General features: G+C 62.4%; 13 protein-coding genes. 9 read left to right on the plus strand and 4 right to left on the minus strand.

What is annotated here, in order from left to right:
* The first annotated feature begins 119 nt into the window (after positions 1–119).
* Positions 120–509 carry a hypothetical protein gene (locus M0954_RS19490; RefSeq protein WP_297354971.1) on the plus strand — a complete coding sequence of 130 codons (390 nt, stop codon included), beginning with the start codon at positions 120–122 and terminating at the stop codon, positions 507–509.
* On the plus strand, positions 434–1,294 hold the full coding sequence (locus M0954_RS19495; RefSeq protein WP_297354973.1) for a transposase: 861 nt from the start codon (positions 434–436) through the stop codon (positions 1,292–1,294). Before M0954_RS19490 ends, M0954_RS19495 begins: the two co-directional genes overlap by 76 nt.
* A 124-nt stretch (positions 1,295–1,418) precedes the next feature.
* Here the strand turns inward: M0954_RS19495 and purM are convergent, their stop codons facing one another.
* Positions 1,419–2,486: a phosphoribosylformylglycinamidine cyclo-ligase gene (gene purM / locus M0954_RS19500; protein ID WP_297354975.1), complete on the minus strand. Its 1,068-nt coding sequence runs from the start codon at positions 2,484–2,486 to the stop codon at positions 1,419–1,421.
* Between the two features lie 143 nt (positions 2,487–2,629).
* On the opposite strand from purM, the gene M0954_RS19505 reads away from it, so the two are divergent.
* From M0954_RS19505 to panB, 7 genes are all read left to right on the plus strand, one after another.
* The gene (locus tag M0954_RS19505; protein WP_297354977.1) at positions 2,630–3,706 is read left to right on the plus strand and encodes an AI-2E family transporter; all 1,077 of its coding nucleotides are present in this window, start codon (positions 2,630–2,632) and stop codon (positions 3,704–3,706) included.
* 70 nt (positions 3,707–3,776) lie between these two features.
* On the plus strand, positions 3,777–4,529 hold the full coding sequence (hda, locus tag M0954_RS19510) for a DnaA regulatory inactivator Hda (protein ID WP_297354979.1): 753 nt from the start codon (positions 3,777–3,779) through the stop codon (positions 4,527–4,529).
* Positions 4,522–5,208, plus strand: a complete 687-nt coding sequence (locus M0954_RS19515; RefSeq protein ID WP_122152459.1) for an HAD family phosphatase — start codon at positions 4,522–4,524, stop codon at positions 5,206–5,208. The genes hda and M0954_RS19515 overlap by 8 nt, the downstream gene beginning before the upstream one ends.
* On the plus strand, positions 5,205–6,812 hold the full coding sequence (gene pcnB, locus M0954_RS19520) for a polynucleotide adenylyltransferase PcnB (RefSeq protein ID WP_297354981.1): 1,608 nt from the start codon (positions 5,205–5,207) through the stop codon (positions 6,810–6,812). Before M0954_RS19515 ends, pcnB begins: the two co-directional genes overlap by 4 nt.
* Positions 6,813–6,860: 48 nt before the next feature.
* Entirely contained in the window at positions 6,861–7,433 is a 573-nt protein-coding gene (gene folK, locus M0954_RS19525) for a 2-amino-4-hydroxy-6-hydroxymethyldihydropteridine diphosphokinase (RefSeq protein ID WP_297354983.1), read from the plus strand.
* A complete protein-coding gene (locus tag M0954_RS19530; RefSeq protein ID WP_297354985.1) occupies positions 7,430–8,146 on the plus strand; it encodes a deoxynucleoside kinase in 717 nt (238 codons plus the stop codon). The genes folK and M0954_RS19530 overlap by 4 nt, the downstream gene beginning before the upstream one ends.
* Positions 8,147–8,183: 37 nt before the next feature.
* A complete protein-coding gene (panB, locus tag M0954_RS19535; protein ID WP_297354987.1) occupies positions 8,184–8,999 on the plus strand; it encodes a 3-methyl-2-oxobutanoate hydroxymethyltransferase in 816 nt (271 codons plus the stop codon).
* A 42-nt stretch (positions 9,000–9,041) separates the two neighbouring features.
* Here panB and M0954_RS19540 read toward each other — a convergent pair whose 3' ends face one another.
* From M0954_RS19540 to dnaK, 3 genes are all read right to left on the minus strand, one after another.
* Positions 9,042–11,060, minus strand: coding sequence for a bifunctional anthranilate synthase component I family protein/class IV aminotransferase (locus tag M0954_RS19540; protein ID WP_297354989.1), 2,019 nt, complete (start codon positions 11,058–11,060; stop codon positions 9,042–9,044).
* Positions 11,061–11,088: 28 nt separating this feature from the next.
* Positions 11,089–12,228, minus strand: a complete 1,140-nt coding sequence (gene dnaJ / locus M0954_RS19545) for a molecular chaperone DnaJ (RefSeq protein WP_122152465.1) — start codon at positions 12,226–12,228, stop codon at positions 11,089–11,091.
* A gap of 267 nt (positions 12,229–12,495) precedes the next feature.
* Positions 12,496–14,455 (minus strand): molecular chaperone DnaK (gene dnaK, locus M0954_RS19550; protein ID WP_297354991.1); only part of this gene is annotated, 1,960 nt, incomplete at its 5' end.

Below are 14,455 nucleotides of genomic sequence, written 5' to 3' on the forward strand. Positions count from 1 at the left end.
CTGTAAACTTCATTGCATAACTCACTGATAAATCAACGATATGAACTCAAATACCAGCATCCTCGCGGCTTCTGGCTGAGTTCTCCAATTTCCTGCTTGATCCGGCGCTGGCCGAACGCGTGCGTCGCTCTCCCGCTGCCTTTACCCGCAATCGCACACTGACTTTGCCGCGCATGGCCGCTCTGATGATGTCGGGCATGTGTGCCAGCGTGCAGACCGAACTTGATGCGCTGTTTGGTGCACTGGGCGAGCATGGTGGACGTAGCCGCGCCGTCAGTGCGCAGGCCTTCAGCAAGGCTCGCCGTGGGCTGTCGGCCGAACGGTTCGAACTGGCCCGCGCCCGCCTGATTTCGCTGGCCCAACCCCACATCGATTCGATTCGATGCGCTGGCACGGCCTGCGACTGGTCGCCGCTGACGGTAGCCGCCTGCGTGTGGGCACGCGTCGCGGCCATGAACTGCGCGCCGATCACTACGCGTTTGCCCTGTTTCTGCCCGGCCCCGAACTGACGCTACACGCCGCGCTTCACCCCGCTGACGGCGCCGAGCGGCAGATGCTGTTCGAGGCGCTGGACGTGCTGCAGCCGCGCACCGATCTGCTGCTGCTCGATCGTGGCTATATCGGCAACACGATGGTGGCCACGCTTGCACAGCGCGAGATCCCGTTCTGCATGCGCGCCGATGCACGTAACTGGAAGTGCGTCAGCGCCTTCGCCCGCAGCGGTAAATCTGAGCATGTGGTGACACGGGAGGCGCCTGTCGAGCAGGATGCCCGCGACTATGAACTGGAGCGCACGCCGACTACCGTGCGCCTGATCCGTGACGTTACGCCCAGCGGTCGTGTGCGTGTGCTGATGACTTCGTTACCCGATGCCCAGCGTTATCCGGCGGCATCCTTCGGGGCGCTCTATCACCAGCGCTGGCGGGTCGAGGAAGCGTTCAAGCGCCTGAAGCACCGGCTGCGACTTGAAGCCGTCACGGGCCTCGATTACCTGGCCTTGCAGCAGGATTTCGGTGCAAAAATCCTCGCTGACAACCTGTGCACACTGCTCAGTGACCTTGACGCATCGCACGACGATGCGTGTGCCAGTCGTGCAAACCGGGTGTATGCGCTGGGCGCGCTCAAACCCATCCTCGGTGCGTGCCTGCTACGCATCCGACACTGCCTGGAAAGCCTCGCTGGTGTGCTCGAAGTGATCCATCAAACCCGATGCCGGCTACAGCCGTCACGCTCCTATCCAAGACCACCCAGAAAAGCCAAGCCCCACTTCCATCTCGCGTACAAACTCGCGTGATGCTGTGGGGCTTAAGTTGAGAGCATTGCCCCGCACAGGGGCAACGCTAATAGACCACTAAGAATGCAAGGAAAGGCCAAAGCAGCAAGAACAACCACCAAAGCGCCCCGAAGGCCAAAAAGAATCAAACCACCACAGTCTGCGCTTCACCGTCGAGAGAATCCCGCACAACCCCAATCTTCCAAACCTGCTCGCCGGCGGCAGCCAACAACCCGGTAGCCTTATCAGCATCCTGAGCAGCAACAACAACAATCATCCCGATCCCGCAATTGAACACGCGGTGCATTTCAGCGTCAGCCACACCCCCATGCTTCTGCAACCAAGAGAACAGCGGCGGCAACGGCCACGCCCGATGATCAAGCTCTGCAGTCAACCCATCCCGCAAAACCCGCGGAATATTTTCAACAAGCCCACCGCCGGTGATATGCGCCATCCCCTTCACGGAAACCTGCTCCATCAGCGACAGCAACGGCTTCACATAAATATGCGTAGGCGCCATCAACGCATCAGCCAGTGAGCGGCCATCAAAGTCCGCCGACAGATCCGGCTGCGCACGCTCAATAATCTTGCGCACCAGCGAAAACCCATTCGAATGAATCCCGCTCGAAGCCAAACCCAGCACGACATCGCCCGGCGTGATCGTGCTGCCGTCGATAATCTTGCTCTTTTCAACCGCCCCAACCGCAAACCCGGCCAGGTCGTATTCGCCATCCGGGTACATGCCCGGCATTTCAGCCGTCTCGCCGCCAATCAACGCGCAGCCAGCCAGCTCGCAACCCTGCGCGATGCCCTTCACGACTGTCGAGGCCGTGCCGACGTCGAGCTTGCCGCAAGCAAAATAGTCGAGGAAAAACAGCGGCTCGGCGCCCTGCACCAGAATATCGTTGACGCTCATCGCCACCAGATCCTGGCCAACCGTGTCATGCTTGTTCAAATGAAACGCCAGCTTCAGCTTCGTGCCGACGCCGTCCGTGCCCGAGACGAGCACCGGTTCGCGGTATTTTTTCGGCACCTCGAAGAGCGCGCCAAACCCGCCGATGCCACCCAGCACACCGTCACGCATCGTCTTTTTGGCAAAGGGCTTGATCGCGTCGACAAGGGCGTCGCCCGCGTCGATGTCCACGCCGGCGTCGCGATACGACAGACCTTGGGCCGAATCAGTTGAATGCTGGGCGGATTTCGGTTGATTCATGAGGAAGAGCTCGAAGGTCGGTAAAATGCGATTTTACCCGATGCCGACCCCGAGTTGGCGCTTCAGCGCCTACTCGGGTCCCATGCAGCGTTGTCGGCCGCTTGGCTGGACTTTCACCCGCGTCGTCCCCCAGGAAACCCATTTTGCAGCAGAACTCCTCGATTCTGACACCGTATCAGCGCCGCGCCTTCGTCTGGGTCGCCATCGCGCTCGGCCTCGGCATCCTGCTCTGGCTGCTCAGCCCAGTGCTCACGCCGTTCCTGCTCGGCGCCATCCTCGCCTACATCCTGCAGCCAGGCGTCGCATGGCTGGTGCGGCGGCGCGTGCCGCGCGCCCTCGCCGCCCTGCTGATGATGCTGGTGTTCACGGTGCTCCTCACCCTCATGATCCTGCTGGTGCTGGTCGTGATCCAGAAGGAAGGGCCGCAGCTCAAACTGCAGGTGCCCGTGCTGTTCACGCACGTCAGCGCCTGGCTGCAGCCCAAGCTCGCCCTGCTCGGCCTCGCCGATTCGCTCGATTTCGCCAGCATCCGCGATCTCGTGATGAACCAGCTCGAAGGCAGCGCGCAAACCGTCGCCCTCTATGCATGGACCTCGATCCGCACCAGCGGCAACGTCATGATGACCGTGATCGGCAACGTCGTGATGGTGCCGCTGGTCCTGTTCTATCTGCTGTACGACTGGAACCGCATGCTCGTGCGCGCCGAAGGCTTCGTGCCGCGCCGCTGGCTCGAAAAGACCGTGCAACTCGCGCGCGATATGGATCAGATGCTCTCCCAATACCTGCGCGGCCAGTTGCTCGTGATGGCCGTGCTGGCCGTCTTCTACGCGATCGCACTGACCATTGCCGGCTTCGAAATCGCGCTGCCGATCGGCATTTTTACAGGCGTCGCGGTCTTTATTCCGTACATTGGCTATGCCACTGGCCTCGCTCTGGCGCTAGTCGCCGCCCTGCTGCAGTTCGGCGACTGGTATGGTTTCGGCGCGGTCGCCGTGATCTACGGTGTCGGACAGATTCTCGAGAGCTTCTTTCTGACGCCGCGCCTCGTCGGCGAACGGATCGGCATGCATCCGCTCGCCGTGATCTTCGCCTTGCTCGCGTTCGGCCAGCTATTCGGCTTTTTCGGTGTGTTGCTGGCGCTGCCCGTTAGCGCGATCCTGTCGGTGGCCCTGCGCGAATTGCGGCAAGGCTATCTGTCGAGCACGCTTTACAAGAATTGACGATTGCCGGCTTAACTGACCTAAGCGCTCACCGGCTACCCGCGGTTCCCATTTCCGGCTTTCTACTACTGTGCTTCGTCAACTGACGCTCGATCTCGGCACTCCGCCGCCATCGACATTCGACAACTTCTTCGCCGGCTCCAACGCAGAGCTGGTCACGCGGCTGCGCGAGCTGGAGGGTGCGCTCGCGGCCGGACCCGTGGCTGACCGCTCGTTCTATATCTGGGGCGATGCGGGCAGCGGCCGCACCCATCTGCTGCAGGCGCTGGTCCACGAGGCGCAGCCCGGGCACGCGTGCTTTGCAAGCCCCCAGAGCAGTCTCGCCGCGTTTGCCTTCGACCCGCGCGTGGCGCTCTACGCCATCGACGATTGCGACGGCCTCTCCGGTGCCCAGCAGATCGCCGCGTTCAACCTTTTCAACGAAGTGCGGGCGCATCCCACCAGCGCTTTGGTGGCGGCCGGCAATGCCGCGCCAATCGGCCTCGCAGTGCGTGAAGACCTGCGTACACGCCTGGGCTGGGGCCTGGTGTTCCACCTCGCGCCGCTGCCCGACGACGTCAAGGCCGCCGTGCTCAAGCACGCCGCGCGCGAACGCGGCATCGCGCTCGCCGACGACGTGCCAGCCTACCTGCTCACCCACTTCCGGCGCGACATGCCGAGCCTGATGGCCTTGCTCGACGCGCTCGACCGCTTCTCGCTCGAACAGAAACGGGCGGTCACCCTGCCGCTGTTGCGCACCATGCTGGCGTCGCCGGCAGGCACTGAAGAGTTGAGAACGGCAACCGTTGCACCCGCTTCAAGTAAAATGGGCTCCCATGGCTAATCTCGCTCTCTTCGACCTCGACCACACGCTCATCCCCACCGACAGCGACCACGAATGGGGCCGCTTCATGGTGAAGCACGGCATGGTCGACGCCGAAAACTTCGCACGTGAAAACGACCACTTCTATGCCGACTACAAGGCAGGCAAGCTCGACATCCACGCCTATCTCGTCGCCATGCTGACGCCGCTCGCGAAATACTCGCGCGCGCAGCTCGCCGAGTATCATCAGATGTACATGCACGAAGTGATCAGGCCTACCATCGTGCCAGTCGCGCTCGAACTGGTGCGCGAGCATCGCGATGCTGGCGATCTGTGCTGCATGGTCACTGCCACCAATGAATTCATCACCGGCCCGATTGCCGCCGTGTTCGGTGTCGACAAACTGATCGCCTGCGAAGCGGAGACCGTGGACGGCCAGCCGCACTCGGACTACACCGGCCGTCCCACCGGCACACCTAGCTACAAGGAAGGCAAGATCGTCCGTACCGAGGCGTGGCTCGCTTCGCTCGGCAAGACATGGTCGGACTTCGAGCGCAGCTATTTCTATAGCGATTCGCACAACGACATCCCGCTGCTCCAAAAGGTCACTGACCCGATCGCGACCAATCCGGACGACACGCTGCGCGCTCACGCGCAAGCGCACGGCTGGCGCATCCTCGAACTCTTTCAACCCACGTGATCAAAAAATTTATCCGTAAGCTGTTCGGACAGGATCCGGCACCCGCTGACAACACCGCCCCCTCCGAAGCAGACGAAGCATCCCGCGCCCCGGCAAGAACCGGCCACAGCGACGCCAGCGGCACCGCCTCCGCGTCCAGACCGCGCCGCAAACCAGCGTCGCGTGACACTGCCAAGGGCGTCCCTGAGCCCGACGTGCCGGTGATCATTCCCGCTGACGTGCACGGCATCAACCCCGCGCTGATCTCGAGGAACGCCATCCGCGTCACCGAGGGGCTGCAGCAGGCTGGCCACCGGGCGTTTATCGTCGGCGGCGCTGTGCGCGATCTGCTGCTCGGCATCGCCCCGAAAGACTTCGATGTCGCCACCGACGCCACGCCCGAACAGGTGCAGAAGCTGTTCCGCCGCGCGCGCATCATCGGCCGGCGTTTCCAGATCGTGCATGTGCAGTTCGGTCAGGAAATCATCGAAACCTCGACGTTCCGCGCTCTCGTCGATCCGCCCGCCGCTGATGCCGCGCCGGCGCGGCGACTGAAACGCGACGAACTGGACCGCCGCACCCACGCGGTCGACGCCAGTGGCCGCGTGCTGCGCGACAACGTCTGGGGCGAGCAGCATGAAGACGCCACCCGCCGCGACTTTACGATCAACGCGATGTACTACGATCCGGCTACGCAAACGGTGCTGGACTATCACAACGGCATGGCCGATATGCGCGCCCGCCTGCTGCGCATGATCGGCGATCCGGCCACGCGTTACCGCGAAGACCCGGTGCGCATGCTGCGCGTGGTGCGTTTTGCCGCCAAACTCGGTTTCGAGATCGAAGACACGACCCGCGCGCCGATCAAGGAAATGGCCGACCTGATCAACAACGTGCCGGCCGCGCGTCTGTTCGACGAAATGCTCAAGCTGATGATGTCGGGCTACGCACTCGCCTGCCTGCAGCGTCTGCGCCAGGAAGGCCTGCATCACGGTCTGCTACCGCTGCTCGACGTGGTGCTCGAACAGCCGCACGGCGAGAAATTCATCACACTCGCGCTCACCAACACCGATAACCGCGTGCGCGCCGGTAAGCCGGTTTCGCCGGGCTTCCTTTTCGCCACCCTGCTGTGGCACGACGTGCAGCAACGCTGGCAGGCGTTCGAGGCAAATGGCGAGTATCCGGTGCCCGCGCTGCATCGCGCGATGGACGAGGTGCTCGACATGCAGACCGAGAAACTCGCCATCCACAAGCGTTTCTCGTCGGATATGCGTGAGATCTGGGGCCTGCAGTTGCGCCTCGAAAAACGCTCGGGCCGCAGCGCGCTGAAGCTGATGGAACACCAAAGATTTAGAGCGGGGTATGATTTCCTCCTGTTGCGCTGCGAATCGGGCGAACTCGAAGAGTCGGCCGGTACGTGGTGGACGGAGTTCATCGAAGGAGACGCCGTCGCGCGCGAGACATTGCTCACGCAAGGCGGGAAGGACCGGAGCCCCAAAAAACGCCGGAGGCGCAGCAGTGGCGCCAGAAACCGCAAACCGGGCGACGGAATGGAGGGCGGTGCGACGACCGTGGAGCGCGCAGCAGACGACGACGTGAGTCACGAAGGCTCACACGAAGACTGACGCGGCCATGTTGCTCGCCGTCGAACGATAGTCGCAGGAAGTTATGCCATGACGGTTGCTTATCTCGGCCTCGGCGCGAATCTCGGGGATGCGCGCCAGACCCTGAAAGACGCGGTAGTGTGCCTCGCTCAACAGCACACCATCACCGTGCTCGCCAAGTCGAGCCTGTATCGCACTGCGCCGATCGACGCGGGTGGCGACGACTACTACAACTGCGTCGTGAAGCTCGACACCACGCTGCCGGTCCGGCATCTTCTGGCGCTGTGCCACAAGATCGAGCTGCACTTCGGCCGCGAGCGGCCGTTTCGCAACGCCCCCCGCACGCTCGATCTCGATATTCTGCTGTTCGGCGATTACTCGATCGAGGAACCGGATCTGATCGTGCCGCATCCGCGTCTGATCGAGCGCGCGTTCGTGCTGGTGCCGCTGATCGAAATCGATCCGGCTTTGACCATTCCCCAACACGGCCGCGCCGACGCGTTCCTTGCCGCCGTTGCCGACCAGCGTATCGAAAAGATGAAGTCGCCATGTCAGTGTCCGGTGCTCAACGCGCTAAGCGGCGGCAGCAGCGAAAGCGAAGCCGGCGCTAACGGCAAAACCACCAAAGGCCGTTGCTCATGAGCACGTCTCCACTGACGGTCACCGCCCCCCAACTGCGCCCGCCGTTCCGCTATATCGCGATTGAAGGGCCGATCGGTGTCGGCAAGACGTCGCTGGCACGGCGCCTCGCTGAACGATGGTCAATGCAACCGGTGTTCGAGCGGCCGCAGGACAATCCCTTTCTCGAACGTTTCTATCGCGACACCGGCCGTTACGCGCTGGCCGCGCAACTGCACTTTGCACTCCAGCGGGCCCAACAGGCGCAGGAGGTCGCGGCGGCGTACGCTGCGGGCACGGCGCTGATCGCCGACTTCATGACGGAGAAAAACGAGATCTTCGCCCGGCTGACGCTACCTGAAGACGAATGGCAGCTGTACCGCGCGCTCGCGAAGCAGATCGATGCGCAGACTCCCCGCCGAACCGCCGCGGGAAGTCCGGGCACCGCCCCAGCGCCGGATTTCGTGGTGTACCTGCAGGCTAGCCCGGAAGTGCTGTTCGCACGGATCCAGAAACGCGCAATCCCAATGGAATTGCAGATCTCGGCCGCGTACCTGCACTCCTTATGCGACGCGTATAACGACTTCTTCTACCACTACGACCGCACGCCGGTGCTGACGGTCAACGCCGAACACCTGAATCCGCTCGACTCGGACGCGGACCTTGCACTGCTCGTCGAACGCATCGAGACGATGCGCGGGCGCAAGGAATTCTTTGTCAAAGGCACGTCGCTCTGAGCGACGGCGCCCTTCTCCTTTTCCAACGGAACACCCCATGAGCTATTTGCAGGAAACGAGTAGGAACGCCATTACCGTTCCGAAACTGCAGGCAATGCGCGACGCGGGCGAAAAGATCGCCATGCTCACCTGTTACGACGCGAGCTTTGCGGCGCTGCTGGACCGCGCGGGCGTCGACGTGCTGCTGATCGGCGATTCGCTGGGTAACGTGCTGCAAGGCCAGACCACGACGCTGCCAGTTACGCTCGGCGAGATCGCCTATCACACGGCCTGCGTTGCGCGGGCACGCACATCGGCGCTGGTCGTCGCCGATCTGCCGTTCGGTACCTACGGCACGCCGGAGACAGCCTTCGCCAGCTCCGTGGAGTTGATGCGTGCAGGCGCCCAGATGATCAAGCTGGAAGGTGGCGAATGGCTGGCTGATACGGTGCGCTTCCTCGTGGAGCGGGCCGTTCCGGTATGTGCGCATATCGGGCTCACGCCGCAGTCGGTGCACGCGTTCGGCGGCTTCAAGGTGCAGGGCAAGACGGAAGCAGGCGCAAGCCAGTTGCTGCGCGATGCGCTCGCCATTCAGGACGCGGGTGCTCAACTGGTCGTGATCGAAGCGGTCCCGACTCAACTCGGCACCGAAGCCACCAAACAGTTGCGGATTCCCACCATCGGCATTGGTGCGGGAGTGGAATGCTCGGGTCAGGTGCTGGTGTTGCACGACATGCTCGGGATTTTCCCCGGCAAGCGGCCGCGTTTCGTCAAAGACTTCATGCAGGGCCAGCCGAGCATTTTTGCGGCCGTCGAAGCGTATGTGCGCGCGGTGAAAGACAGCTCGTTTCCTGGGCCGGAACATACGTTTTGAGATTACCGCGCCGGGCGGTTTGCGACCCGTCCGATCCCGCCCTTACCCCACAAGACGCGCCGGTAAAGCGCCCCGCAGGGCGTTGCACACAAGAAGCGCCTCGGCATTCAATACGTCGGCGCGCGTCAGGACACGCTCCTGCGCACCCAGCTCCGCATCTTCGAGCAGCACCGCTCGCATTACCCCGGGCAACACGCCCGACGACAGCGGCGGGGTCCACCAGCGACCATCCAGCTTCACGAATACATTTGAACGACCGCCTTCGGTCAATTCGCCGCGCTCGTTGAAGAACAGAGCATCGAACGCACCGAGCGCCTCGGCATTGCGCCAGCCACGGTCGTATTCTGCCCGGCGCGTGGTTTTGTGATGCAGCAGCGCGTCGCTCGCTTCGGTCGCGGCGAAGCCGTGATGGGCGGCGAACAGCACGTCGACGCCGCTGTCGGCCAGAGGCATCAACACCGCTGCGTTAATCTGCACCACGCCGCTTTTGGCGAGGGCAAGTCTTACGCGATACGGCACTCCGGCTGACAGCGCAGCGCATTGCGCTTCGATTCGCTCGCGCAACTCCGCTTCGTCGAACCGGAAACCGAGCCACGCCGCGCTCGCTGCAAGCCGTGCGAGATGGCGCGTCACGTGGCGGACACCGTCCTCACGCGTTGCGTACATCGTTTCGAATAGTTCGAAGCCCGGATCGGCGTCGGTGAGGAAACGAGCTTTCAACTGGCACTCCGCGTGTTCGTCGGCGGCAACACTGTCGAGCACGATGCCCGCTCCGACGCCCATGCTGCCGCGACGGGTGCCGGTTGCGCTGTCCGGCGCATCAAGCGTCAAGGTGCGGATCGCGACAGACAGGCAGAAGTCGCCGTAAACGCTGCGCGTGTGGTGTGAGGCATTCGACCCGCTCGAAGCGTTCGCCACCTCTGGGGCGTGCGAGGCGTTCGTCACGTCCGCAGCATCCGAGGCGTACGAAGCGTTTGCCGGATCTGAAGAAGCATTTGCGGCATAGCCGGCATCGAGCCAGCCGATTGCGCCGGTGTACAAACCGCGTGGCGTGCTTTCGAGCTCATCGATCAGTTGCATCGTGCGATGCTTCGGCGCGCCGGTAATCGAACCGCACGGGAACAACGCGCGCAGCACCTCGGCAAACGAGGTCTGGGCACGTAACCTCGCCTCCACCGTCGACGTCATCTGCCACACCGACGCATACGGTTCAACCGAGAACAGCGCCGGCACCTTGACCGAGCCCGTCTCGGCGACTCGCGACAGGTCGTTGCGCAAGAGGTCGACGATCATCACGTTTTCAGCGCGATTTTTCGGGTCGTTGGCGAGAAATTCAGCGGCATGCCGGTCGGCAACGAGATCGTCCGGGCTACGTGGCGCGGTGCCCTTCATCGGACGCGCGCGCAACGTAGTCCCCGCTTTTTCTACGAACAACTCAGGCGAGCACGACAGCACCCAGCGGTCGCCGGGCAAGGCGATCAACGCACCATACGGCACCGGCTGCCGCACCCGTAGGCGGCGGTACAGCGCAGCCGGCGTGCCGAATACGTCGAACCCTAGCCGGTACGTGTAGTTGACCTGATAGGAATCGCCGCTACGATGCGCGTGATGGATCGCCGCGATGGCAGCGTCGAATTGCGCCGGATCGACGCTGGCGCGCGCAGCCGTGGTACCCGCCACCGACGGCTCTGCGGCACCGCCGTCGCATTGCATTAACCACGCGTCGGCTTCGTCGCACGAGAGCTTCGCGCATTGTTCGAACAATAAAAAACGCAGCGTGGCATCGCCACGCTGCGTTTTATCCGACTGGGAGGACTGGCTACCGGAGAGTGACACACGTTCCAGCACAAGCTGACGGCCGAACTCATAATCGCCCAGCACCACCGCATGCAAGCCGCGCCGCAGATCAGCGACAACCGCATCGCATACCGCATCGAGCTGCTCCGCATCCGCGCAGACCCGCTCATGCAGAAACCGCGTGTACAGGCGACTCGAGCGCCGCACCGCCGTCGCGGCGCAATCGTCGAGCAATGCGAACACGGCACCGCGATCATCCACCATCTTGCCTGCCATCAACTTCAAACCGCAATTAATCGAAGAAGCTCTTCACGCGATCGAACCAGCTTTTGCTTTGCGGGCTATGGCGCGCACCGCCCTCAACCAGCGACTTCTCGAACTGCTGCAGCAACTCGCGCTGCGGCTCGGTGAGCTTGACCGGCGTCTCGACCTGAACGTGCACGTACAGATCGCCGGCAATGCTCGAACGCAGCCCCTTGATACCCTTGCCGCGCAGACGGAAGGTCTTCCCCGACTGGGTGCCTTCGGGCACGGTAAAGCTCGCGCGGCCCGCCAGCGTCGGCACTTCGATTTCGCCGCCGAGTGCTGCCGTGGTGAACGGAATCGGCATCTGGCAATGCAGGTCGTCGCCATCGCGCTCGAACACCGAGTGCTGCTTGATATGGATCTCGACGTACAGGTCGCCCGACGGGCCGCCGTTGATACCCGGCTCGCCGTTACCGGCTGAGCGGATCCGCATGCCGTCGTCGATGCCTGCCGGAATCTTCACTTCCAGCGTCTTGGTTTCCTTGACCTTGCCAGCGCCGTGGCAATTCACGCACGGATCGGGAATGTGGCTGCCCGTGCCGTGGCACTTCGGGCAAGTCTGCTGAATGCTGAAAAAGCCCTGCGACATCCGGACCGAACCCGCGCCGTTACAGGTGGGGCAGGTTTCCGGCTTGGTACCGGGCTTCGCGCCCGAACCGTGACAGATTTCACACGACACCCAACTCGGCACGCGGATTTGCGTGTCATAGCCGTGCGCGGCCTGTTCCAGCGTAATTTCCATGCTGTAGCGCAGATCGGCACCGCGGTACACCTGCGGGCCGGCACGGCCACCGCCACGTGCAGCGCCGCCGGCCGCCTGGCCGAAGATATCGCCGAAAATATCGCCGAATGCATCGGCAAATCCGCCAAAGCCCTGTGCACCGGCACCGCCCATATTCGGGTCGACGCCTGCATGGCCATACTGGTCGTACGCCCCACGCTTCTGCGAGTCCGACAGCATTTCATAGGCTTCTTTCACCTCTTTGAAATGCTCTTCCGCATCCTTGTTGCCCGGATTGCGGTCGGGGTGATGCTTCATCGCCAGCTTGCGATAAGCCTTCTTGATTTCGTCGTCGCTCGCGTTCTTTGCGACGCCCAGAACCTCGTAGTAATCCCGTTTCGCCATATCGGTTCAACGCCCGCCGCGCAGCAAGGCACGGCGGCTCCTCTTGAATGCTGGAGTCTCACGACTCGTCCGGCCGTTGCTCGCCCCTCGTTTGCACGAATTGAGCAACGCCCTCCATAAAACAAATGTGCCCGGAGAGCCCAAAAGGCTCACCAGGCGCGATAACCGCTTTGCAGGTTCATGCCCCGTAGGCGGGCTCAAACCGTTTTGCAGCCGAGCCGCACACATTGGCTGCGTGCGGCTTTACGGTCAAATGGCGACCTGGCTTTAGTCCTTCTTGACTTCCTTGAACTCGGCGTCGACCACGTCGTCTTCCGGCTGGCCTGCGCCACCGGCCGAGGCACCACCAGGCGCTGCGCCCGCGGCACCGGCCGCTGCGCTTGCTGCACCTTGCTCAGCCTGCATGTCGGCGTACATCTTTTCGCCGAGCTTTTGCGAGGCCGTTGCCACGACTTCGATCTTGGCTTCGATCGCAGCCTTGTCGCTCGAACCGCTCTTCAGCGTCTCTTCGAGGTCCTTCAGCGCTGCTTCGATCTTTTCCTTCTCAGCCGCTTCCAGCTTTTCACCGTATTCGGTGAGCGCCTTCTTCGTGCTGTGGACCAGCGCGTCGCCCTGGTTGCGGGCATCGGCCAGCTCACGCAGCTTGTGATCGTCTTCCGCGTTCGCTTCGGCGTCCTTCACCATCTTTTCGATCTCGGCTTCAGACAGACCCGAGTTCGCCTTGATGACGATGCGGTTTTCCTTGCCGGTCGCCTTGTCCTTCGCGCCGACGTGCAGAATACCGTTCGCGTCGATGTCGAAGCTCACTTCGATCTGCGGCACGCCGCGCGGTGAGGGCGGAATGCCTTCGAGGTTGAACTCGCCCAGCAGCTTGTTGCCGGCTGCCATTTCGCGTTCGCCCTGGAACACCTTGATCGTCACAGCGCCCTGGTTGTCATCTGCCGTCGAATACACTTGCGCGTGCTTCGTCGGGATCGTGGTGTTCTTGTTGATCATCTTCGTCATCACACCGCCGAGCGTTTCGATGCCGAGCGACAGCGGGGTCACGTCGAGCAGCAGAACGTCCTTGCGGTCACCCGACAGGACCTGGCCTTGAATCGCGGCACCCACAGCCACGGCTTCGTCCGGGTTCACGTCACGGCGCGGTTCCTTGCCGAAGAATTCCTTGACCTTATCCTGCACCTTCGGCATACGCGTCATACCGCCGACGAGAATCACGTCGTCGATTTCGCCAACCTTCACGCCCGCGTCCTTGATGGCCATGCGGCACGGCTCAATGGTGCGTTCGATCAGCTCTTCCACCAGTGCTTCGAGCTTCGCACGCGTAATTTTCAGGTTCAAGTGCTTCGGACCCGACGCGTCTGCCGTGATGTACGGCAGGTTGATTTCGGTCTGCTGGCTCGACGACAGTTCGATCTTCGCCTTTTCAGCCGATTCCTTCAGGCGTTGCAGCGCGAGCACGTCCTTCGACAGGTCGACGCCTTGTTCCTTCTTGAACTCGCCGATGATGTAATCGATGATGCGTTGGTCGAAGTCTTCACCGCCGAGGAACGTATCACCGTTCGTGGAGAGCACTTCGAACTGCTTCTCACCGTCAACGTCGGCGATTTCGATGATCGAGACGTCGAACGTGCCGCCGCCCAGGTCATACACGGCGATCTTGCGGTCGCCCTTTTCGTTCTTGTCGAGGCCGAACGCGAGCGCGGCTGCGGTCGGCTCGTTGATGATGCGCTTGACTTCCAGACCGGCGATGCGACCCGCATCTTTGGTAGCTTGACGCTGGCTGTCGTTGAAGTACGCGGGAACCGTGATCACTGCTTCGGTGACCGGCTCGCCGAGGTAGTCTTCAGCGGTCTTCTTCATCTTGCGCAGCGTTTCCGCCGAGATTTGCGGCGGAGCGAGCTTCTGATCGCGCACTTCGATCCATGCATCGCCGTTGTCGGCTTTGATGATCTTGTAGGGCATCAGGGCGATGTCCTTCTGCACTTCTTTTTCTTCGAAGCGGCGGCCGATCAGGCGCTTGACTGCGTACAGCGTGTTGCGCGGGTTGGTAACCGACTGACGCTTCGCAGGCGCGCCGACGAGAATCTCGCCGTCTTCCATGTAAGCGATGATCGACGGCGTGGTGCGCGCACCTTCCGAGTTCTCGATGCCCTTGACCGAATTGGCTTCGATGTTCGCCACGCACGAGTTGGTCGTGCCGCGGTCGATGCCGTTGATTTTGCCC

It is taken from the genome of Paraburkholderia sp., assembly GCF_026225065.1.
Classification (GTDB): Bacteria; Pseudomonadota; Gammaproteobacteria; order Burkholderiales; family Burkholderiaceae; genus Paraburkholderia.

Coding starts and splice junctions, on each gene's coding strand:
- purM (WP_297354975.1), bottom strand. CDS start 2,486: ATGAATCAACCGAAATCCGCCCAGCATTCAACTGATTCGGCCCAAGGT.
- M0954_RS19515 (WP_122152459.1), top strand. CDS start 4,522: ATGGCTAATCTCGCTCTCTTCGACCTCGACCACACGCTCATCCCCACC.
- folK (WP_297354983.1), top strand. CDS start 6,861: ATGACGGTTGCTTATCTCGGCCTCGGCGCGAATCTCGGGGATGCGCGC.
- M0954_RS19530 (WP_297354985.1), top strand. CDS start 7,430: ATGAGCACGTCTCCACTGACGGTCACCGCCCCCCAACTGCGCCCGCCG.
- panB (WP_297354987.1), top strand. CDS start 8,184: ATGAGCTATTTGCAGGAAACGAGTAGGAACGCCATTACCGTTCCGAAA.
- M0954_RS19540 (WP_297354989.1), bottom strand. CDS start 11,060: ATGGTGGATGATCGCGGTGCCGTGTTCGCATTGCTCGACGATTGCGCC.
- dnaJ (WP_122152465.1), bottom strand. CDS start 12,228: ATGGCGAAACGGGATTACTACGAGGTTCTGGGCGTCGCAAAGAACGCG.